This is a genomic window from Stenotrophomonas sp. MYb57 (assembly GCF_002966815.1).
Lineage (GTDB): Bacteria > Pseudomonadota > Gammaproteobacteria > Xanthomonadales > Xanthomonadaceae > Stenotrophomonas > Stenotrophomonas indicatrix.
Window position 1 is genome coordinate 2,618,165 of sequence record NZ_CP023271.1, and the last position, 22,063, is coordinate 2,640,227.

The 22,063-nt window shown below is 67.7% G+C and carries 11 protein-coding genes; 4 read left to right on the top strand and 7 right to left on the bottom strand.

What is annotated here, in order from left to right; translation table 11 throughout:
• Window positions 1-71 precede the first annotated feature (71 nt).
• From CLM74_RS12050 to CLM74_RS12070, 5 genes are read right to left on the bottom strand one after another with little or no spacing between them, the layout of a single operon-like run.
• A complete protein-coding gene (locus CLM74_RS12050; protein WP_105164174.1) occupies window positions 72-1,811 on the bottom strand; it encodes a putative porin in 1,740 nt (579 codons plus the stop codon).
• A gap of 42 nt (window positions 1,812-1,853) precedes the next feature.
• Window positions 1,854-2,555, bottom strand: a complete 702-nt coding sequence (locus tag CLM74_RS12055) for a cell envelope integrity protein TolA (RefSeq protein WP_051501606.1) — start codon at window positions 2,553-2,555, stop codon at window positions 1,854-1,856.
• 3 nt (window positions 2,556-2,558) lie between these two features.
• The gene (locus tag CLM74_RS12060) at window positions 2,559-2,972 is read right to left on the bottom strand and encodes a biopolymer transporter ExbD (RefSeq protein ID WP_025874382.1); all 414 of its coding nucleotides are present in this window, start codon (window positions 2,970-2,972) and stop codon (window positions 2,559-2,561) included.
• A 10-nt stretch (window positions 2,973-2,982) separates the two neighbouring features.
• Complete coding sequence (locus CLM74_RS12065; RefSeq protein WP_105164175.1) at window positions 2,983-4,767, bottom strand: MotA/TolQ/ExbB proton channel family protein; 1,785 nt, start codon at window positions 4,765-4,767, stop codon at window positions 2,983-2,985.
• A 37-nt stretch (window positions 4,768-4,804) separates the two neighbouring features.
• A complete protein-coding gene (locus tag CLM74_RS12070) occupies window positions 4,805-6,427 on the bottom strand; it encodes a ShlB/FhaC/HecB family hemolysin secretion/activation protein (protein WP_105164176.1) in 1,623 nt (540 codons plus the stop codon).
• 201 nt (window positions 6,428-6,628) lie between these two features.
• On the opposite strand from CLM74_RS12070, the gene CLM74_RS12075 reads away from it, so the two are divergent.
• The gene (locus CLM74_RS12075) at window positions 6,629-6,970 is read left to right on the top strand and encodes a hypothetical protein (RefSeq protein ID WP_105164177.1); all 342 of its coding nucleotides are present in this window, start codon (window positions 6,629-6,631) and stop codon (window positions 6,968-6,970) included.
• A gap of 7 nt (window positions 6,971-6,977) precedes the next feature.
• On the opposite strand, the gene CLM74_RS12080 is transcribed toward CLM74_RS12075, so the two are convergent.
• Window positions 6,978-7,436, bottom strand: a complete 459-nt coding sequence (locus CLM74_RS12080) for a general secretion pathway protein (protein WP_105164178.1) — start codon at window positions 7,434-7,436, stop codon at window positions 6,978-6,980.
• Window positions 7,437-7,552: 116 nt separating this feature from the next.
• Between CLM74_RS12080 and gspH the strand changes: the two genes are divergently transcribed.
• Genes gspH through CLM74_RS12095 form a run of 3 tightly spaced genes read left to right on the top strand, consistent with a single transcriptional unit; the run spans window position 7,553 to window position 8,969 of the window.
• Window positions 7,553-7,999 carry a type II secretion system minor pseudopilin GspH gene (gene gspH, locus CLM74_RS12085; protein WP_105164179.1) on the top strand — a complete coding sequence of 149 codons (447 nt, stop codon included), beginning with the start codon at window positions 7,553-7,555 and terminating at the stop codon, window positions 7,997-7,999.
• Window positions 7,996-8,358: a type II secretion system minor pseudopilin GspI gene (gene gspI / locus CLM74_RS12090; protein ID WP_032974570.1), complete on the top strand. Its 363-nt coding sequence runs from the start codon at window positions 7,996-7,998 to the stop codon at window positions 8,356-8,358. Before gspH ends, gspI begins: the two co-directional genes overlap by 4 nt.
• The gene (locus CLM74_RS12095; protein WP_105165009.1) at window positions 8,355-8,969 is read left to right on the top strand and encodes a prepilin-type N-terminal cleavage/methylation domain-containing protein; all 615 of its coding nucleotides are present in this window, start codon (window positions 8,355-8,357) and stop codon (window positions 8,967-8,969) included. Before gspI ends, CLM74_RS12095 begins: the two co-directional genes overlap by 4 nt.
• 519 nt (window positions 8,970-9,488) lie before the next feature.
• On the opposite strand, the gene CLM74_RS12100 is transcribed toward CLM74_RS12095, so the two are convergent.
• Window positions 9,489-21,896 carry a filamentous haemagglutinin family protein gene (locus CLM74_RS12100; protein ID WP_105164180.1) on the bottom strand — a complete coding sequence of 4,136 codons (12,408 nt, stop codon included), beginning with the start codon at window positions 21,894-21,896 and terminating at the stop codon, window positions 9,489-9,491.
• Window positions 21,897-22,063 lie beyond the last annotated feature (167 nt).

Consider the following 22,063-nt stretch of genomic DNA (forward strand, 5'->3'; position numbering starts at 1 on the left):
GTCTCCTTTCCTAGACGGGCGCATTGCCGCACCCCCGCCACGCGTGTCGTGACTGTGGTCACGCTGTCCGATCAGAAACCGGTATTGAGCTCCAGCTGGAACACGTCGATCGACAACGGCGGGCCCGACACCTCCTTGGCCGCCATCCACTTGCCGCTGATCCAGCTGCGCGCGTCCAGCGCATAGGCGCCGCCCACGTAGTAGCCGCGCGCATTGGTGCCGCCCAGGTGGAAGTTCGGATCGTTGTAGGCATCGGGCAGTGCATCGGCCTCGATCCGCTTGTAGCCCAGCAGGGCCTGCCACTGGCCCTTCTCCTTCAGCTCGGTGGCGCCGAAGGTGGCTTGCAGCATCCAGGCGGTGTCGCCACTGCGGAAGGTGTCGATGCTGGCACTGCCACCGGCACCGTAGTTGTTGACGATGCCGTTGTTGGCCCGCGCGAACATGGCCTGCTTGTCATAGGCCAGGTTGCGGATGTAGTCCGCCTCCAGGCGCATGCCGATGTCCTGCGCAAGCTGTGTATCCCAGCGCAGGTTGAAGGTCGCAAGGCGGAAGGCAGAAGCCAGGCCCACGTACTGCGGCGTGGGCGTGTTGGCCGGATCCAACGGGTTGCGGGCGATGTCGCGGATCAGCATCAGGGTGTTGCCCTTCTGCATGAACGCCGGCCGCGACCAGTCGGTATCGCAACCGACCGCACCGGCGTACAGCGCGCAGGGAGACGACAGGCGACCACTGATGTTCTTGAAATCGTAGTAGCCCAGCGCCGCACGCAGGCTGTTGTCATCGTTGAAGCGCCAGTTCACCCCCACCTGCGCACCGGACAGCCACTTGTTCTCGTTGGGCGTCTTCACCCGGCTCTGGCTGGGCGTGCTGTCGGAGGTGTACTCCAACGGCACCACCGCCAGGTTGCCGAACAGGCCGACGTCCTCGGCGAGGTCGTAGCTGAGATTGGCCGCCAGGCCGTCGAAGTTCAGATCGTTGGAGAACAGCGTGTCACTGGTCCAGAACGGATTGCCGAAGCGTCCGCCGCGCACCGTCACCCAGTCGGCCGGGCTGTACGCCAGCCATGCCTGGTCCAGCCACACGTCCTTCTTGCCCAGGCCACCGCCAAGCTGTTCGGTGGTGGACACCGGCCCGTTGCTGCTGCCGCTGGCCAGGCGCACGCCTGCGGTGGTGTGCTGGCCGATCGTCGCTTCGATGCCCAGCCGTGCGCGGATGCGCCACAGATTGCGGCGGTCCTGGCGGGTGTTGAGCAGCGGCGGCAGCTGCAGGTTGGTGTTGTTGTTGGTATCGAAGCCGTTGCCGGCGTTCACCGAGGCCCAGTTGGTCTCGATGTCACTGTTGCGCTCGGAGTAGAAGCGCGATTCGCTGCGCACACGCATGTCACCGCTGACCTTGATGCGCTTGGTCCACTCGGCCACCTCGTTCGGCGCGGCCCAGCCCTCGGCTTTGGCCTGCGCCATCACGTCCTGGCGTACCTCATCACGGATGCCATCGCGCACGCTCTGCGGCACGTACGGCACACGCACATCACCGGCTTCCAGCGCCACCCCACCGCTGCTGGCTGTGCTGACCGCGGTGCCGCGTTGCGCAGCCGCCGCTTCTGCTTCGGCCTGCACCAACAGGGCCTGGCCGTCTTCGGGCTTGAGCGCGCCGCTGGCGATCAGCCCCTTGATCAACTTGACCATGGTGGTTTCGGCAGCCATCGCACTGGCCGGCACGGCCAGGCTGAGCAGTACGGCGCAGCACAGCAACGCCCGTCGGGCCGGCCGTGGGCGGCGGGATGCGGTTCGAGCGCGGTCGTGGTCGTTCATCACGGTTCTCATCGAAAGAAGGGAAATCACGGAAGTCATCGGTCACGCGCCGGGACGGCGCCCCTGGATCAGCACGCGCGCGGGGAAATCCAGCGACGCTGGTGGCATCTGGTCGACCTTGCCGATCTGTCGCAGTGCTTCAAGCACGGCCACGTCGGCCTCTTCGTTGCCGCTGCCACGCACCAGCTCCACCTTCTCCAGCCGGCCATCGGGCGCCAGCCAGACATTCACCTGCAGCTGGAACGCCAGGCGCTTGACCCGCGCATCGCGCGAAATCGCCTGCTGCATCAGATAGCCCAGGTAGCGGCCATAGCTGGCGTTGCCGGCACCGCCGCGGCCAACGCCGGACGAGCCACCGCCGCTGCCCGACTGGATGCCGAAGTTGTCTCCACCGGCCTGTGCATCAGCGTCCATGGTCACCGGGTCGGCGTTGTCCGGCGTCGGCGTCGGTTCTTCGGCCGGCGTTGGCTGTTCCAGCGGCTCCGGCTCGGGCACGGTCTCTTCCGGCGGCGTCTCCGGCTCAGGCGGCTTTTCCGGTGGTGGTGGTGGAGGCGGCGGCGGTGGTGGCAACGCCAGCATCGGCGGCTGCACCACCGGCCGGCGGGTGCTGGCGGTGTCCTTGAACAGCAGCCACCACACGGCAACACCCAGTACCAGCAGCGCCGCCAGCACCAGCGCGATCGTCACCAGCAACTGGCGTCCGCGCGTACCGGGCTCCTGCAGGGGTGGTCGATGACCGGCCATGCCTCAGCCCTGCGCCTTGCCGGTGACCAGGCCGACCTGGGCCAGCTCCAGCCGGCGCAGCAGATCCAGCACCTCGACCACACGCGCGTACTGCACCTGCGCATCGCCGCGCACGATCACCGGGAAATCCGGCGAGGTTGCCCGTTCGGTACGCAGGCGGTCCTCCAGCTCGGTCATCGTCACCGGGTAGGCATCCAGGAACACCTGGCCGCTGGGGTCGATGGTGATCGCCTTGGTCTTGGGCTTCTCCAGTGCGGTGCTGTTGCTGGCCTTCGGCAGGTTGACCTCGATGCCGGGAATGGAGGCGTTGCTGGTCAGGATGAAGATCACCAACACCACCAGCAGCACGTCGACGAAGGGCGTCACGTTGATGCCCTTCTCGCGCTTCTTGATGCCGAACTTCGCCTTGTAGCCCATGGCCGGCCCCTCAGCCCTGGACCACGGCCGGGCCGCGCCCGTCCTGCTCTTCGGCCAGGCGTGCGGCGAACTCGTCGATGAACACCGCCATGTCGGCGCCGATCGCTTCGGCGCGTGCCCCCAGCCAGTTGTAGCCGAACAGCGCAGGAATCGCGACGCCCAGGCCGGCGGCGGTACACAGCAGCGCTGCCGCCATGCCCGGGGCCACCGAGTTGATGTCCACCGCACCGGCCATCGCCGCCACAACGAACACCAGCATGATGCCGATCACGGTGCCGAACAGACCGACATACGGTGCGCCCTCGATGGTGGTCGACAGCCAGTTCATGCGCCTCGCCATCGCTTCCTGTTCGCGCACCATCACCGCATCCATCGACGCGCGGATGGCGGCGATGGTGGCCGCACTCAGGTAGCCGGAGTTGCCATCGCGCTGATGACGCTGCTGCATCTCATCGATGGCCACCTGGTAGATGCGCCACAGCGAGCCGTCGTGCATCGCCGTCGGCACCTTGCCCTGCCGGTCCATCTCGGACAACGTGCGCAGCGGCACGCCGGAGAGCTTGCTGAAGCTCTCGGTGAACACCGCATTGGCCTTGCTGGTGCGGCCGAAATGACGGCTCTTGGCGATCATGATCGCCCAGGACAACAGCATCATCAGGCCGAGGATGGCGACCACCACCCAGGCATCGAACGGCATCGCCTTGAGGATGAAGGCGAAGTGGCTCTGCCCGGCCGACTGCTCGTCGGCGCCGTAGCTGATCAGGCGCGAATCGGCGCCCTGCGCGGTGGCATCGGCCAGCAGCAGCGCCGCCGGGCGTGCTACGCGTGAGATGCGCAGTTCATCCAGCGCGCCATCGAAGTTGGCCAGCGGTTGCGCCGCGCCCGGCGCATCGGCACCCACCACCGCTGCGGTGGTCAGTGCCGGCAGCTCACCACTGAGCTGGGCCACCACGCGACCGTTCAGATACAGCTGCAGCGCCCCCTTCTCGGCGGTAAGCGCAACATGCGCCCACTGCCCTTCCGGAATCGGCTGCGCCGGCGTGCTGCGTTGACCGTTGAGCTGCACGAACGGCACCCGGTTGTCGATGCCCACCACCAGCTCGGCGCTGCCATCGCGGCGCGCATAGATCGCCTGCGCGGTGGTCAACGCGCCCGGTTTGATCCAGGCAGAAACGGTAAGCGGCGCACCCGCTTCCTGTGCCAGCGAAGCACTGGCCGGCAGCGACAGTGGACCAGCGCCCAGCTGCACGCCACGCCCGATCACCGTGCTTTCCGCCGCAGGCACTACCGCACTGGCCGTGTTGCCGTAGGCCGTGGTATCACGCGCCGGCGCATTGGCTTCGGCAAAGTGGTAGACCAGCGTGTAGTCCGGATCGAACACCTGCTGGCCATTGCCGCTGGCCGGTGCCTTCGCGTTGCCGTAGTACATCCAGATCGTCTGCGGTGCGCTGGCGGTCAGTGCCGGAACGTCCACCCAGACCAGGGCCAGGCCCAGGTTCGGGTCGAACTGCTCGATCTGATGGGCCAGCACCGTACGCCCGTCGGCAGAAACGAAACGCAGGTCGTTGCCACCCTCCTGGGTGCCATCAAAACCGAAGTTGCCGGTATGCAGGCGCAGCAGCAGCGGCGTACGCCCGGGGTTGCCGGCCAACCCCGCGCCCTGTGGGCCTGCGTCGACGGTGATCGGCTTGCGGTACTTCCATTCGGCCTGCCACCAGTTGGCATCGGCCGCGGCCGCGGGCAGCGCGATCAGCGCAGCCAACAGCAGCAACATTCGGGAAAGCAGACGGTCCATGCAAAAGGTCTCCGGAGAACGCATCTCAAGGGAAGGGTCAGTAGCTGGTGCTGATGTTGAAATGCAGCCGCGGGTCGTCCTTGCGCGTAACCGGGCCATCGGCGTAGGGCCAGGCGTAGTCCAGGCGCAGCTGCAGGTGTTCGCCCAGGCGCAGCTGCGCGCCCAGCCCGACCGACGCCAGGTTGTACTTGTCGCGCTGTTCCGGCAGCGGCTGACGCAGGCGCAGGTAGGCCGCGTCGGCGAAGCTGTACAGCCGCAGGTCGGTACCGCTCCACAGCGACCACGCCGGGGTGCGCCATTCCAGGTTGGCCAGGCCACCGTAGTCGCCGATCGCTTCGGCCGACAGGTAGCCGCGCACGGTGTACATGCCGCCGGCGGCGAACTGTTCGGCCGAGACCAGCGGTGCATCGGTCGCCTGCAGCGAGCCACGCGCAGACCACTGCCAGTCGTTGCCGAAGGTGTGCGTGTTGGAGACATCGGCCTTGAACGCCACGAAACTCGGATCGGCCCAGTAGCGCTTCTGACCGAAATCGGTGGCGTTGCTGCCGTAACCGAACAGACGCCGGGTTCCCGCCACCAGCTGCGTGTTGATGCTCAGCTGATCGTGCTCGCCCTGGCGCACGCCGACGAAGGCCAGCGTGACCGGTGCGTACTTCAAGGGCGTCTTCAGGCTGTCCTTGCCCATCTGCGTGTCTTCTTCGGTGTCCTTGAAGTCCACGCCGAGGCTGAGCTGGCGCCACCAAGCGCCGCTGCCCGGCAGGCGGTAGTTGAGCTTGAGACCAATGGAATGACCGTTGCCGATCACGTTGGTGCCGGTGCCCGTGCCTGCGCCGCCTTGTCCGCCGGCATTGAGTACGCGGCTGTCGGACGTGTAGCCCGATGCCTCAAGACTCCACGGCGTGCCCTCGAAGGGAACGGTGTAGGAGGCGGAGAACACCTTTGCCTGGTGGGTGTCTTCCGGCGCGATGAACACGCCGATGCTCGCACTGTGGCCGCGCCGCCACAGGTTGTCGTGGGCCAGCGATGCACTCAGGCGCAGCTTCTCGGTATCGGCGCTGTGGTCGTTGTTGAGCGCCGCACTGGCACGCCAGGGTGACTTTTCTTCCACCTGCAGGTCCACATCCATGGTGCCCGGCACCTGACCTTCGCGCACCAATGGCATCACCTGACGGCGGCCCCCTTCGTTCAGCGCCGTCAGTTCCTTCTGTGCCTGGTCGAAATCGGGCACGCGCCCTTCAGCCAACGACGGCACCCGCTCACGGATGCGCTCGGGTGAGTCATGGTGGGCACCAACCACGCGCAGCTGGCCAATGGGCGTCTGCTGCACCTTCAGCAGCACCACGCCCGCGTTGACCTGCTGCTCGGGCAGCTCCACATAGACCGATTGGTAGCCGGCCTGCTGGTACAGCGCGTTGACTGCATCGCGCGCCTTCTCGACATCGGCGAGCGTTTTGCCGGGGCCGAGGAACGGTTCGACCGCGCGTTCGATCTGGCGCGCATCGAGCACGGTGTTGCCGCGCACGATGTACTCGTTGATGTTCACCGTGGGCGCTGGCGCGGCGTCCTGCGCGAACGCTGGAGACGGCAGCGACGCCAGGGCCAGCAGCAAGGGATGCAGGCGCAGCGGAAGGCGAACGGCACGGCACGGAACGGGAGTCATCGAAGGCATCGCGTCGTATCGAAGGGAATCGCCAGGGAGCGGCGCGTGGGTCTATCAACAGGACGTGCAGGCCGCGTCAAAACCGCCAACAGTTTTGTGACAGCACTGTCATCTGTTGACGATGCTGAAACAGGCGCAGGCGGACACTTCGCCTGGCACACGTCTTCATTGCAAAGCGCTTGCTGCCTCGGGAGATTCAGGATGCACGCCACTCTGCTTACGCCAAACCGCCCTGCCCTCTGCCTGACGTTGGTTCTGGCTCTGGCTTCGCCCTGGGCGCGGGCCGAGCAGGCTGCCAAACAGGCAGATGCAGCGCCATGCATCGAAGTACAGGTCAATGGCGAGCGCATCCCCGCCTGGGACTGCCTGCAACGCAAGCTGGCGCCGGCAGCAGGCACGGCCGCCCGCCCCGACCTTCCCGAAGCCGAACGCCTGATGCGCAAGCCCGGCAACCAGTTGCTGCAGTACAACCTGGAGGGCACGCGGCAGCGCATGGGCGATGCGTTCGGGCGTTCGGTGGTGCCGCAGCGTCCAGCGCGCTGAGCCGTGTTCAGTGCCGCCCCAGCGCGGCGGGAACGATGCCATCGGTGGGCAGCGGCGGCAGTTCGGGCACGGGCAGCGAGCGCGGTTGTCCTGCCTGCTGCAGTTCAACCGCGTTCGCGCTGATTGCTGCCAGTACCGTGGATGGGCCGAGACGCTGGCCCGGTGCATAGGCCTGTGCAGGCGCCCCATCCACCGACAGCAGCGCCAGCGGCGCCTGCTGCCCGGCCATTACGCCCAGCACGGTCACGTCGGTCTGCACCGCGCCGGGCGAGAGCAGCCGCACCAGCGGTGCGCTCGCAGCGTCGTCGAAGCCCGGGGCAGCGGGTACGGCGACCTGCACCGTGGCGGCGCCAATGCGAACCGGCGCCATGAACAGGGTCATGCCCCAGTATCCCGCCACGGTCAGCAGCAGCATGGCCGCCAGCAGGGTCAACGTGCGATTGCGATCCCAACGCCTGCCGTCCATGTTCCGCACCTTCGCCAGGTTCCTGTGCGGCCACGCTAGCAGCTGACGCTGACGCTTTTGTTTCATCATCCGCGCCTACGCTGGCAGGTATCGGCAAGGACGGGAAGCGATGTGCGATGCAACGCAGGCCACGCGGTTTCACGCTGATCGAACTGATGGTGGTGCTGGTCATCATCGGCATCTGCACGGCGGGTATCGGCCTCGGCCTGGGCAGCCTGCTCGACCCTGCGCGGCAGCTGCGCCAGGAATCGGAACGGCTGGCGCAGCGCCTGCAGGTCGCTCGCGATGAAGCACGCATCGATGGTCGGCCCATCCGCTGGCAGGCCAGCGCAGAAGGCTATCGCTTCAGCCGCCGCGACAGCCAGGGCTGGGTCGAGCTGCGGCGCGACGACCTGCTGCGGCCCCAGCAGTGGCAGACCCGTGGCATCACCGTGCAACCCACGGCTGCCATCGAGCTGAGCCCCGAATGGATTGGTGTGCCGTGGGAGCTGGCGTTGTCGCTGGACGGGCGTCGACTGCGTCTTCGTGATGATGGCAGCGGACAATTGCAGGTCCTGCAGTGAAACGGCAGCAACACGGATTCACGTTGATCGAGGTGCTGATCGCGTTGGCCATCGTGGCCATCGCATTGGCGGCGGTGATGCGCTCGGTGGCGGTGGCGACCGATGACCAGTCGCGTCTGCGTGACCGTCGGCTGGCCCTGTTGTGCGCGCAGGACCGCTGGCAGGAGCTGCGTCTGTCCGCACAGCCTCCCGGCGATGCGCGCCTGCTGTGCCTGCAGGGGCGCACCCGCTTCCTGGTGCAGCAGCACCTGGGCAGTGGCGCCGACGGGCAACCGCAACTGGAGCTGAGCGTGGTGGCCGAAGATGCACCGGAACAATCGCTGACGCGCCTGCAGTTGCCTTGGACGCCGGCGCCATGAAACGCGCGGCGGGCGGCTTCACCCTGATCGAAGTGATGATCGCCATCACCATCATGGGCGTGCTGGCGGTGATCTGCTGGCGCGCACTGGACAGCGTGGCCAACAGTGACCAGCGCCTGCGCCAGGCCGATGCCGAGACCAGCACGGCGATGCGGGTGCTGCAGCAGTTCCAACGTGATATCGAGATGCGCGCTGACGATGCGCTGATGAACGGCGCGGTGCGACCGGCCGATCAGCCTGCGCGGCTGTTGCCGCCGTCGTTGACCAGTGAGCGCCACCCCGATGGTGGCTTCACGCTGGAGATCACCCGCAGCGTCGGCAGTGATGGGCTGCAGTGGCAGCGCGTTCGCTGGTGGCGGCAAGGCAGCACGTTGTGGCGTGCCAGCGGTGCGCCTTCCGATCACTATCCGCTGCCGGCGCCCGAGCCGACACGCGGGCTGCTGGTGGCACGTGATGTGCAGCGTTTCGAGGTGCGGGCGTGGCAGCCAGGGGTGGGTTGGGCGATGCTGCCGAGCCAGGGGGAGGTTTTGCCGGCTACCGGCCTGGAGTTGCGGTTGGGGTTGCGTGATGGGCGCGGGCCGTTGAATTACCGGCGGGTGTTGGCGCTCTGAGGCGCATCCACGCATGGCGTGGATCTACTGCCAGGCCGGCATCTGCTGCCAAGCCTGTTCTGGTGGGTGCCGACCGTTGGTCGGCACTGAAGCTGACCCAGCCATCCACCTATGGCGTGGATCTACTGGACGACATCCACGCATGGCGTGGATCTACTGGACTGCATCCACGCATGGCGTGGATCTACTGCCGGGCCTGCTTCTGCTGCCAAGCCTGCTCTGGTGGGTGCCGACCGTTGGTCGGCACTGAAAGCTGACCCAGCCATCCACGCGTGGCGTGGATCTACTGAGAGGCGTCCACGCATGGCGCGGATCTACCGCCCTCCTGCCGCCGGGCGCTGTCCCGCGCCCGGCGGCGCCGTGTCGGTGGTCCTCACCGCTGATGGCTGCTCCCTGCCCTCGGTGCCGTCCTGGCTGGGGCCGCCACCGTTCCCTGGCAGCTGGCCCGATCCTGTGTTCTGCGCGTGGTGGGTGCGGTCCTTGGCCCGCACCGTTCCTCCATCCACGCATGGCGTGGATCTACTGCACCTGCTGCTTGCCCGCGTCTGCCCGGGCCTGCGGGAACTGGAAGGCGCTGTTGACGTCGTAGCCCGTGGCGGCGGCCGTGTTTCCGCGCGTTGGCGGATCGATACTGCTGCTGGCATTGCCGAAGCCCAGGATCTGCACGCTGATCACCGACGGCTGGTTGCGCCGCGCATCGTCCTGGCTCTTGCGCATCACGTCCTGTGCGGCCTGGCTGGCGCTGTTGGCCGCAGCGCTTGCCGACGCGAGCGCGTTGACGTTCACCGAGGCCAGTACCGGCAGGCCCTTGCTGTCGCCCTGCACCTGGATATTGGCGGCGTTGAGCACCTGCAGTGCCGCCAGGTTGATGTTGCCCGACACGCGGATACCTGCCTCGCCTGCATCAATGGTGCCCAGCGGCGCGATCAGGTCGACATCGCCTGGCGCCACTTCGGCGATCGGGTTCAGCGTTGCAATGCCGGCGCCGCTGGCCGGTGCCTGCGGCGACAGGATCACGTTGCCCCAGGTGTCGTAGACCCGACGCGGCGGGGTGTACAGCAGCGTGGTCTGCGAGCCACGGCCGGCGTTGATGTCGCCCTGCTCGGACCACGCCAGGATGTCACCACCAAAGGTGGTCATCACCCGCGACAGGCCCAGCAGCACGCTGTCCTGGCTGAACAGACGGATGTCACCGTGCCCCTGGGTGACCAGGCCCGCACTTGCGGGAGGCACCACGCCCTGCACGCCCACCACGATCTGCCCGCCTGGCGCCATCAGCTCGATGTTGCCACCCGCTTCGGTGCGAACACCGGAGCCGCCATACATCACGATATCGCCAGTACGGTTGATCGTTGCGCCATTGGCATCCTTGTCCGGCATCAGCGTGGCGATCGCTTCGCGCCCGCGCAGGTAGGAACCGAAGCGCGGCCCTTCTGCATTGGTGTACTCACGACCACCTTCGCGCAGTTCAGCGTAGTAGACCTGGCGCAGGAAGATGCGCTGCTGCTCCTTCGGCAATGCGTCGAACACGGCCAGCGCATCCAAGCCTTCGCTGGATGTACCGAAGCGCTGCTGCAGCCACTGCTTCAGTTCCTTGTCATAGATCTTCACCGCCTTGCCGGGCTGCGAAGCCAGCGATTGCGCCGGGTCGGCGAGCGCGGCCGGATCCAGATAGCGTGCGCGCAGTGCATCGAAATCAAGATGCTGGTTGCCTGCGGTCACCGCAATGCTCGCACCCGGCCGGGTGTCACCCTGCACGATACCGCCGAGGCTGACGATGCTTCCCGCCTCTTCCTGGCGCAGCTGGCGGCCGGCGCTGACCTCGACATTGCCGGGGCCGGCCACCGTCAGATTGCTGCGGATGATGTCGCGGCCCGCGTCGATCCCGCTGATATCGGTACTGCTGGTGTTGAGCGCGGTAACGTTTGCATTGATGACATCGCGACCGGCGCGCAGCTGTACTGCCGAGCCCGCTTCGTACCAGTCGAACACGGTGCGCCCGTTGTTCCCCGTATCGCGCGACAACTGCCGCCTGCTGCCGCTGCCCAGCCCGATGATGTCGCCGGCCACGGCATAGAATCTGCTGGCTAAAGTTGGGGTAGTTGGTAGCAGCGCGCCGAGCGCTGTATTGGGACCGAACGCGAAATACGGCAGCACGGCCTCAGGGTCGGCCCTGCCCCCGTCCACAGATACGTTGCTGCGCACGGTTCCGGCATTTCCCGGCCCCCGCGCGATGAAGCCCGGATCGAACGGGCCCGGAACGCGGGCATCACTGCTGGAGCGCACAATCTGGGTGGCCTGTTCGGCAGCCAGGATGGATCCTCCTGCCAGCACCTCCAGTCGACCCGACGCCGAGGGCGCCAGCAGGATGACATCCTGGGCACCGAGGGTGGCGCCGCTCGCCCGCAGACTGGCGAGATTGATGTTGCCGGAGGCCGCCAAGGCGCTGAACCGGGACGGATACAACCAGTAGTTGAGGATGACGTCACCATCGCTGGGGCTGATGTCTATCACCTCCCTGCCCTGGTTGCTTCCGCTGGCATGCTGCGTGCCGACCAGGCCCGGCGAAAGGTTCCCGCCTGCCGAGAACAGGTCCAGTGCGGTGCGTTGTGTCCACAGCGAGAACCAGCTCGAGCCCGACGCGTGGCTGCCATCGTCCAGCAGGATATCGTTGAAATTGGCCACCGGCACCCGCCCGGGGTCGGCCGCACTGCCCAGCACCACATCGCCGCGCGCCTGCACCAGTGAGGTGGAATCACCCAGGATGAGCACCGGCCCCGCCATCGCCACCAGGGCGTCGGCCACGAACGGATTCTTCAGCCCCAACGTTCCGTAGCTGCTCTGTATCGCACTGACACCACCAATGTGCGCCGCCTGCAGCAGTGTGCTGCCGCGTAGATTGGTCACGGCGCCATTGAGATCCAGATCCTGCAGGAAACCTTCGGGCTGCTGCGCGCTCGCGCGCAGGCCGGGGTTGAGCGCTCCGCCGCTTCGCAGCGTCAGGTCGCCGCCCCCCGTCAGATGCAGCTCACCGTCGCTGACGCGTCCGGTCGACCCGACCGCAGCGACGATCGCGCTGGAATGGGGCGCCGTCAACAAGCCCAGGGCATTGCCCATCGGCGAGATCACGCCCGAGTGGCGGCCGGCTTCCAGGGACAGATTGCCCCCACCCAACGTGCCGAAGCCGGTGAAGCCGACCATGCGGGGCGTCGCGTCCAGTTCGGCGCCGACGGTGCTGTAGGTGCCGAAGTTGATCCACCAGCTGGTTGCTGTGGTCTGCACACCTTCCGTCGTGCCCGAACCCTGCCGCCACAGCCAGCTTCCCACCGCGGCACTGGAATGCCCGGCCTGGTCACGTTGCGCCGTGCCCGATTCGGAGCGGCCGGTCCAGACATCGCCGATGATGTCGCGCCCCGCTTCAACACGCAGATTGCCGCCCTGGTCCGGGTACCACGCCTGGTAGCCGGCGATGGCCGCGTCATAGGATCCGGAGGCCTGCGTCGCGCCGAGCAGCGCGGTGTTCATCGGTTTCGGCGCACGTGCCGCGTTGAAGCGCGCGTCGTTGCCATCGCCCAACAACGTCGGCGCACCTGCGGTGTACACGCCGAAGCCGGACTTCATGCGAACGTCCTGCGCGGCCAGCAGTGCCAGATCACCCTTGCCGGTACGCAGCACGCTCCAGGCCGGTGCCCCCAGCCGCTTGCCATAGGTCGTGACTTCCGTCAGCGTGCCGCCGCCATAGCAGTAGCCCATTGCCGCGCAGATCTCTTCCTCCGACATGCCCATCTCGGCACCCAGTTCCGAAGCCGGGCGGCCGACCCAGGATTCATCGCCCCACCATGCCAGCGAGCCTTCCTTGTCCACCAGGCGCGGCGCGGGGCCGCAGAAGGAGCCTGCACCACAGATCTCCGCCTCGGTGGTCCCGATGATCTCGGCCACCTCGGCAGGTGACTTTCCGGCCAGACTCTCATCGCCCCACCAGTACAGAGAACCCTCCAGATTGACGATGCGATCACCCTTCCATTCTGTCGTCGTGGTTACTGTCCCGATGGTGCTGTAGTGGCTGTCGGCCAGCACGATGCTGCCGTCACTTCCCCAGCGGCGAGTACGCGGATCGGCGGCGGTCGTATCGGCACCGGCCACTGCGGTCAGATCCCACGACGTGGTGCCGTCGGGCAGCATCGCCGCCAGCGCCCAGTTGCGCCCCTGGCGCCCGCTGGCATCGGCCGTTCGCAGCTTCACCGGCGCATCGCCGGCCAGCTCCACCTTGGTCATCGACGGGATGATCGCACCGGCATGCAGGTCCAGTGCGCCGGAGAGCTTCATTGCCATGGGCAGGGCGACACCGGCCGGCCACACCTGTGCGGCCACCGGCGCCGGCGTGCGCAGGCGGAAGCCGGCACCCAGGCGGGCACCGGACTGCAAAGCCAGCGCCTGGGCCAGCACGGTTCCAGCCGCAACCACCTCGCCACCCGCCGTCGTCACTGCTGCGCCCAGCACGGTACCGGCCGGCAGCAGCAACGGTCCCGACAGCCGCATCTCCGTAGGCAGCACGGTTCCGGCCGGCAGGGTCACGGCCTCGAAGGGCAGTGCATAGTTCAGCGTGGCGCCGGCACGGAATTCGGTGCCGCGCTGCAACTGGACACCCTCACCGGGCACGATCAGGTCGCCGCCGAACGCAGTGTTGGGCGTACCGCTACTGCGCCCTTCCAGCAACACCCAGCCGTCCTCATCGGGATTGGCGGGCGGCGGCGCGAAGCCGTCGTTGATGCTGCCATAGACATTGATATCGCCCTCGGCACGCAGCACCAGCGCGGCCGATTCACCGAAGCCGCGGCGCGCAGGATCGAGCCGGTTCGACTGCGGGCCGTAGCGGTAGCCGGACAGATCGATATCGCCGGCCACGACCAGATCGCCACGCGGATTGTCGCTGCTGGTCCGCGCCACGATCTGCACGCCGGGGCGAAGGCGGTAGCTGCCCAGGGCAGCAGTGCGCTGCTGCAATCCTGCATTGGCCAGCGCAGCGTTCATCCATTGGCTGTTGTCCGGGTCCACCACCGTATCCAGCCATTGCTGGTTGATCACCTGCGGACGATGGCCGTGCACGTCCGGAGCGCTGGCCAGCGGCGCCGAATCATAGCTGCGGAAGGCGTTGACCTGGAGGTCGCCGGCACCGGCGATGCGGAGTCCGCTGGTCACGTCGATCGCGGCGTCGTTGCTGCCCACGCGTGGCACGTTGAGCTTGATGCTGCCGCGTGCGCGGCCATCGTTCTGGCCCGGGCCGCTACCCGCGGCCACCGAGGTGCCGGCGCGCAGGTCCATCGAGGCGGTCGCGCCCAGCTGCAGGCCGCCACTGGCCGAGGTCAGTTCGATCATCGCCCGGTTCGGGCTGTCGATGATCTTGCCGTAACTATCGACGCGCAAGGCGCTGCCATGCGCGTCCAATGTTCCGTCGATACGCAGCACATCGCGGGCGGACAGGCGGATGCTGCCAACCTGTTCACCGCTGGCATCGATGCGACCATTGACCTGCAGGCTGCCGCCATCGACGCTGACATCAACGTTGCGGGCCTTCACTTCATCGCCGATCAGCAGGTCGCCTTCACTCAACTGAAAAGTCCGGCCACCGGTAATGCCACCGGCGGTAAGCCGGGTGTTCAGGCCGGAGAAGTCCTGCAACTGGCGGGCACGCACTACCATCTCGCCGCCGTCGTAGGGCACTTCAGTGCCACCGGCGTCGTAGCGGCCGCTGGCTCCGCCAAGCAACGTGCCTGCCAGATCCACACGGCCGCCCTGCGCGCCCAGCGCAGCGACCGTCAAGCGGCCGCCGCGGTTGTTGCGGGCGGAAAGATCGATGCGCGACGCCGCGTCGGCAACGATGTCACCGTCACGGCTCGACAGCGCTACGTCGCCGCCCCAACTGTACTTGTCCACGTCGAACAGGCTGACCTTCCGCCCCGCCATGTCCAGCACTGCATTGCTGCCAAGCGCCACGCCCTGGCGGGCATTGGCTTCGAACCGGCCGGACGCCAGCGCCACCCGGCTGTCGATCACAACGCGTTCGGTCGTGATGGACAACTCCGCACCCAACGCATCGCTGCCCGCGGTTGCCGCAGCACCGCGCAACTGCACCGTACCGCCATTGCGGATTGCCAGCTGCGCGCCCGCACTGCCGGTCAGCAGCGGGGTAACGATATCCAGCGCGCCGCCGCTGAACTGCCATCCGCTGCCTGCCACGTAATCGCCCTGCCGCTGGAAGACATCCAGACTGCCCTTGCCGGAGAACAACATGCGATCCGATGCTGCCAGGGTAACGCCGGCGAAGCCGAGCACCTGGCGATCCGCGGCCACCGACGAGCTGGGCCGGGTGAGGGGCGCACGTCCCAACTCCAGCACCCGTGTATTGATTTCCAGCTGTCCTTGGCCAAGCCGGCCCAGCATCGCCTCGCCGGCCGGCTGGGTCTGCTCTCCGCCGGGCAATGTGGTGCCGGCCAGCGTACCGTCCCAGACCAGCGTATCGGCGAAGATGCGCGCGCGATCGGTCGCGGTGCCGTAACCGTGAATGGCCGGTGCGCCCAGCACCAGGCTGCGCAGGCTGCTGCGTCCGGTTGCGCCCTCACGGGTATCCAGGTCCACGCTGCCGAACACGTTGATGGCATCGCGCGCGGTCAGGTTGAGGGCTTCCAGCGCCGGCGCGCCGGTAGCGGTGTTTCCGCGCAGCAATCGCTGCAACACCTCCTGGTTCATGGTCATGCCGACCGGCAGGCCGCCGGCCGCCGATGCCGCCGCAATGGCCTCGGCGCTGCCGAGATTGAGCGCCGACATGCCCAGGCCGAGCTGGCGCGTGCCGTAGCTCACCGAATCACCAATGTTCAGGGCGCCGTCGGTGACCACATTGATGCTGCCTGCCGACAGCAACCGGGTCTGGCCATTGCAGTCCACCACGCATCCGCCGATGTCGATCGCCACCGGACCTGCGGCGCCTCCGCCCTGTGCACTGAGCGCCGTCAGGCGCTGGTTGGACACGGCAAGCAGGCCGCCCGACACCAGGTAGGGCGCCGTGGGCTGCGCAACTCGCAACGGATCGGCCCCGGTCAAGGTGTCGATCGCAGCGCCCTGCTCGATCAGGATCCCCTTGCCTCCGAAGGCGGCCGACAGCAGCACCTCCTGCGCCGTCAGGGTGACGCCGTTGCGCACCACGATGTGCTGCGCGCTGCCTTCCAGCGAATAGGTCGTCGCGTCACGTCGCAGCACGCCGCCAATCAACATCGTTTCCGGGCGGAACGCATTGAGCGCGGAGTCGAAGATGGTTGCACCGCTGCCGCTGCCGCTGCCGGCGCTGTCGCCTTCGGTGGCAATCTCCAGCACCGCGCCATCGGAGGTGCGCAGGTTGACCGAAAGCGTGCCGCCGCGCCCGTCATTGCTGCCGGCGTTGAAATGGGACAGGCCCTGGAAGATCGCGGCCGGCACGGCCGAACGTCCTGCGCCGTCGCCAAACACCAGGTTGAGGTTGCCGGCGTCGGTCGGCCGCCAGCGCAGCGCTTCGCCACGCCGCTCGGCCACGCCCTGCACGAACGCGCTGTAGGAGGTCTCGTTGTAGCTGGCATGGCGGCGCACCACCTCCGCCGGCGTCAGCACCAGATCGGTGAGCAGCGGTGAGACACCACCGCCCAGGCTCTGCGCCTGGTGTCCACTGACGCGCCAGGAGCCAGTGCCGGTCGCCACTGGCTGGCGGCTGCCGACGGCGCTTTCGGCGCCAACTTCGACGCGGAATGCGCCCTTCTGCAGGGCGTAGCTGGCCGGCAGCAATGTGTAGGTTCCCGCCGGAAGGCCGGGAACGCCGGCGGTTATGACGATCTGTTGGCCAACGCGCGGATCGGCACTGCCGTCAGCGGTGCCCAGCGGCGCCTGCGTGCCCGAGCGTCCCGGCATGATCGCGTAGACCGCATTGTCACTGCCGCTGAAGCGGTAGCGCGGGTTCGCATCCGCCAGCGCATGCCGCAGGATGTCCACCGAGCCACCGCGCCCTGCCACGAACGCGGCACCGGACAGCTCGCCTCCGCCGGACACATCCAGCACGCTGCCCGCCGCGCCACTGAAGGCATTGGCCACGATGTCGATACCGATCGGGATGCTGATCGAGCCGGGGCCCAGTACATCGAAGTCGGCACCGTTGCGGCGCCAGCTCACACCGTCCACGGTGCCGCCAAAGGGCAGCGCCAGCCCGGCGCCACTGATGGAGGTCACGCTGCCGGCAAGCAGATCGACACGGCTGGCACGATTCGAGTTGAACTCGTTGCCGCCCAGCTGCACGCGGCCCCACGGCGCCTGCACCGTGCCGCCCTGCATCACCGTTGCCGCCACCAGCTCCAGGCTGCCGAACGCAGAATCCGGTGCCGGCTGCGCGCCGCCCGCAATGCCATGGATGCGCAGCACGGCGTCGGGGTTCTGCCAGGACGGCACGCCCGAGGGACCGATGTCGGGAACGCCGGCCACGATGCGTCCCTGGGCCCTGGCCGCAGGGTACAGGCGTGCGGCGCTGATATCGATCGAACCCGGGCTTGCCAGCGTGGAGATTCGTGAAGTGCTGGCGACTGGCGCCAGCATGCGGATGTCGCCGCTGCTGCGCAGCCCGACCTGATCAAAGCCGGCCAGCCAGGTGACGTCGCGCAGGTCGATCAGATCGGCGTCCACCTCCAGGCGATGCTGCCGACCGGTATCGAACGGTGCCTCCAGCGGGCGCAGCGTGCCTTCCCCGGCCGGCTGCCACCAGCGCCCCTGCGCAAGGCGGACATACGGCGCGGCCAGTTGCAGGCGGCTGCCCGCGCTGTTGCCCGGGACGAAGCCTAGGTAACGCTCGTTCACGCCCTGCAGGCGCAGGCTCTGGTCCATGCGCAGATTGACATCTCCCTGGGCGCGGATATCGCCAAACAGGGCCAGATGATCGAAACCACCGGCCTCGACCTGCTCCACCGACAGTGCCGCATGGCCGTATTCAAGGCGTGCAGGCAGGCTCGCCGTCTGCGCGGCGTGCTGGGTCAGCGAGATCACCCGCGGCGCCAGCACCTCCTTACCGTCTGCCGTTCTGCCGTAGGTGCCGCCACCGAAGGCAACACCAAGGGTGCCACCGCGCGCACCGTCGCCGCCCGCCGCTGCATCCAGTTCGCCGTGCAGGTACAGGGCATTGCCCGCACGCAGCACGATGCTGCCGCCATCGCTGTCGACCCGGGTACGCCCGCTGCCATCGATATCGAGCAGCGCCGAAGCACCGGACGCATCCAGCCGTGCACCGCGCTCCACCACCACGAAGGTATCGGGCGGCAGGTGGCGCACGTTGTCCTGGTCTTCCCAGTCCAGCGCCCCCCCGATCTCGATGGTTCCGCCCTTGCGCACCTGCCCGCGCAACGCCCTGCGCGCGTCGGGCAGGGAAGCGGTATCGCCACTCACGTCAAGCAGTGCGCCATCGGCGATCGTCCACTGGCGCTCGCGGCGTGCATCGCCGCGTACGCCCGACGGATCGAATGCCTCGTCCAGACGGATGCGCCCGCCGGCCGCCTTCAGACTACCGGCCACAGTCAGGTTGCCGGCGCTGAACAGTTCGATCGACTGGCCCGGGTCGACCTCGATCCTGGCCCCCTTGCCAACGCGCAGGTCGGCCGTGGACAACAGATGCCCGGCGCGCAGCGTCAGGCTGGCGCCGCCACGCTGCGACACGCGTCCGCTGGCTGGATCGGCCTCATACAACGATGGCGTCCAGGCCTGCACACCCTGCTCGCGGGCCAGTGCCTGCTGTGCGCCCTCGGCCAGCCGCAGCGCCGGTCGTTCCACCTGCAGCTGGGTACCCTCTTCAACCGTCAAGCCGTTGTGGCCGGCGATGTCATAGCCGGCAAAGCCACTCTTGAACAGCGCTTCCTGCAAGTGCAGCGACGCCGCCGATGCATCCGTGCCACGCGCGCCGATGGCCACCGCACCGCCTGTTGCCAAAGTGAAGTTGCCGCTGCCATTGCCGAGCGCGCTGAAGCGTGCGTCCTTGCCGATACGCAGCCGGCCACTGCCGTCGGTGGCGACCTCGGTGCTGGCCGCGAGCAGGCTGACACTGCCCCCCTTGCCCACGCGCCCCTTGCCATTGGCATCGATGACACCACCGGCATCCACCGAAATCCGTGCACCCTCGCCCACGTTGATGTCGTGGCTGCCGTTGAAGCGCAGCTGTCCACCGTCGATCCACGCCTGTGCGGCACCGCCTTCCGGCGCGGCAAGCGCGTTGCTCCAGCCGCCGCCAAGATCGATCCGCGCGCCCGCCGCAACATCGAGCGCGCCGCGCCCGGAGGACAGCAGGGCCGTCGGCCTGCCGAGCACCAGAAGCAGGTTGCCGGCCTCCACCTGGCCGCCGGCAATCTGCACCGTTCCGCCGAGGCTGACGCGACTTGCGGCAAGGCCAAGCCGGCCGCCCTCCTGCAACCTGAGCGTGCCGTTCAGATCGATGCGGCCGGCCGAAGCGAGGTCCACCTGCCCCCAACGCTGGGCGCTCAGGACCTCACTGTCCAACCACACGGTATTGCGCTGTGCCTCCCCGATCGGCGCCTGCAGCGTCCACGGCCGGGTGTCGGCCTGGAGCTCTCCGATGCGGACCTGCGAATCGAACACTGCACTGCGCCCGGTGTTGTCGAAACGCCCAAGCCAAAGCTGGCCGTTGCGGGCCGCCGCCGTCTGCGCCTGCGCGTACCCGTCCTGCCCCTGGTCTGGGCGGCGCGCCTGCTGCACGCCCTGGAAGGCCACCGTATCCACCTGGCCCTGCAGGACGGCCGTGGGCGCCGAGATCAACAGGCGGCCGGCGTCGCGTCCCACGGTGTAGCCATTGTCGAAGCGCTGGCCAGGGGCAACCAGTGGATTGCGGAAGGATTCGGTGACCCCCCAACGCTCCTGCTTCAGTTCGTAGCCCTGGTACAGACCGTCGTACAGCATCTCCGCCGGCGCATCGTCAAGCCGGTACAACTGGCCATCGCGCCCACGCAGCCAGCTCTGCTGGACCACGCCGGACTGCACATCCAGGCTGCCACCGGCCAGATTGATGCGCGAACCGGCGTGGCTGACCACTTCCCTGCCTGCCAGCTGGACGGTGCCGCCCTGCGCCGCCCATTCGCTGATCGAATGCCCCTGATTGTCCAGGTAGCCACCCACTTCCAGCAGGCCGCCGCCGGCATACCAGCGCGTACCTTCATAGCCACCGGTACCGGCGGCAACTTCGATCAACTGGCGGCGGTCGATCCACACCTCGCTGCTGATCAGCTTGCCGCTGTCACGGTTGTCCGGCGAATCGCGCAGCTCGTTGCCCTGCACCTTCACCTTGACGTTGTTGCTCTCCATCGCCACCTGCACGCCCACCGCACCGGAGACGTCCACGCGCGCGCCATCATCCAGGTAGCTGCGCCGGCTGGCCTCGGCGATCACCTGGCCGCCGGTGGCCACCGCCAGCGAGCCGGCCTGGAAGTTCACATCGCCGCCGGAGACGACTTCGATGCGTGATTGCTCCCGGCGGTCCTGCAGCCGCGAGAGATTGTCGAAGGTGCCACTGTTGCTGGCGGCACGAAGCTTGTCCTGCTCGGCCGATTCCCTGATGAGGGCGTCGCGCTGGCTGTCAAGCGCGGTGCTCTTGCCATCATCTTCGATCAGCACTGCCGTCGTCGAACCCGTGGCCAGGGTCACGCTGCCCTTGCTGTCGGAGGACGAACTCAGCAGATGCACGGTGCCGCGCTGGTTCAACGTCGTTGTGGCCACCGCCACGCCGGCCTGTTCGACCGTGCGGCCGGCAAGAGTGACGTCGCCCTCGCGCGCCTGGATCAGACCGCTGTTGCGAACGCTGCCGGCCGTGCTGTCGGTGGCGAAGCGCGGCGCGATCTCATTGCCCCGCGTGGTCGAAGCCGTGTTCTGCGCCGTGCCCACGCCGCGGCGGATCACGAAGCTGTCGCCGGCCGCCAGCTGGGTCTGGCCCCTCCGGGTTTCGATCTGGCCCGCATTCTCCACGCTGTGGCCGGCCAGCAGCACATAGCCTCCGCCGCGCGTTGCGCTGGTGGGCTCATGCGTGGTGATGCGCGCACCACGTTCAACCATGATCTTGCCCACCGCATCGGTCAGGGCGGACGTGTTCGCATCAACGCTGTACAGACCGTTGTCACGGAACTGCGCGTCGCTGATACGTGCTGCAGCAGCCACCAGGTTGCGGACGTTGACCTGGCTGTTGTTGCCGAACACCACGCCATTGCGGTTGGCAACGAACACCGTGCCATTGGCCTTCAGCTGGCCGAGAATCTGACTGGGCCTTGCGGCCGGATCATTGACCCGGTTCAACACGGCCCAGTCAGCGTTCTGCAGGAAGTTCAGCGTGGTGTTGCCACCGATGTTGAAGGTTTCCCAGTTCAGGATCGCGTGGTCGGCGGTCTGCTCGATGCTGACCTGCACCCGGCCGTCGGCGCCCAGCGACTGGGTCGCTTCGCGGGCATTGATCCAGCCACGGGTCAGCGGATTCTCGTCCACCTTCAGGCCATCCTTGCCCAGCCCATCGGCCACCACGAAGCCCGCCTCCCGTCGCGCCTGCCGGGCCTGCTCCTGCATGCGCTGCTGCAATGCGATGGCCTGCGCGGCCGTGCCGAGGTTGTCGATCGACTGCTGCAGCTTCTGTCGCGCCGCATCCTGCTGTTGTGCAGGCAGCTGGAACTGGATCGGCGCGCCATTGGGCATACGGCCACTCTGCGCTGCCGCACCTTGGGCGGCGCCGCGGTCGGCGAACCAGCCGGGGCTGAAGGCCTGCTGCGCCTGGCTGGCAGGAGCGACCACGCTGCCCAGCGCCACGGCCACGGCCCAGGCCATCGGGTGGCTGCGCCAGAGGGAGGCGGAGAAACGGGCGGCGGGCGAATGCGGGTGCGACATCGGGGACCTCGTCAACCTGATGGGCCGCGTCGGCCGCGGCGAGTACGAAGGGGGGCCTGCGTAACGCATGCCCTGCACCTGATAGACGGTGGCCGCGGCGTGAAGACGACAGCTCAGCGCGGATGCGGTGCCACCACGAAGGAAAGCGCCGGCATTTCGGCCGGCGC

Excerpts from the sequence above, each read along its gene's own strand:
- CLM74_RS12050 (WP_105164174.1), bottom strand. The coding sequence starts at position 1,811 with ATGAACGACCACGACCGCGCTCGAACCGCATCCCGCCGCCCACGGCCG.
- CLM74_RS12055 (WP_051501606.1), bottom strand. The coding sequence starts at position 2,555 with ATGGCCGGTCATCGACCACCCCTGCAGGAGCCCGGTACGCGCGGACGC.
- CLM74_RS12060 (WP_025874382.1), bottom strand. The coding sequence starts at position 2,972 with ATGGGCTACAAGGCGAAGTTCGGCATCAAGAAGCGCGAGAAGGGCATC.
- CLM74_RS12065 (WP_105164175.1), bottom strand. The coding sequence starts at position 4,767 with ATGGACCGTCTGCTTTCCCGAATGTTGCTGCTGTTGGCTGCGCTGATC.
- CLM74_RS12070 (WP_105164176.1), bottom strand. The coding sequence starts at position 6,427 with ATGACTCCCGTTCCGTGCCGTGCCGTTCGCCTTCCGCTGCGCCTGCAT.
- CLM74_RS12075 (WP_105164177.1), top strand. The coding sequence starts at position 6,629 with ATGCACGCCACTCTGCTTACGCCAAACCGCCCTGCCCTCTGCCTGACG.
- CLM74_RS12080 (WP_105164178.1), bottom strand. The coding sequence starts at position 7,436 with ATGGACGGCAGGCGTTGGGATCGCAATCGCACGTTGACCCTGCTGGCG.
- gspH (WP_105164179.1), top strand. The coding sequence starts at position 7,553 with ATGCAACGCAGGCCACGCGGTTTCACGCTGATCGAACTGATGGTGGTG.
- CLM74_RS12095 (WP_105165009.1), top strand. The coding sequence starts at position 8,355 with ATGAAACGCGCGGCGGGCGGCTTCACCCTGATCGAAGTGATGATCGCC.
- CLM74_RS12100 (WP_105164180.1), bottom strand. The coding sequence starts at position 21,896 with ATGTCGCACCCGCATTCGCCCGCCGCCCGTTTCTCCGCCTCCCTCTGG.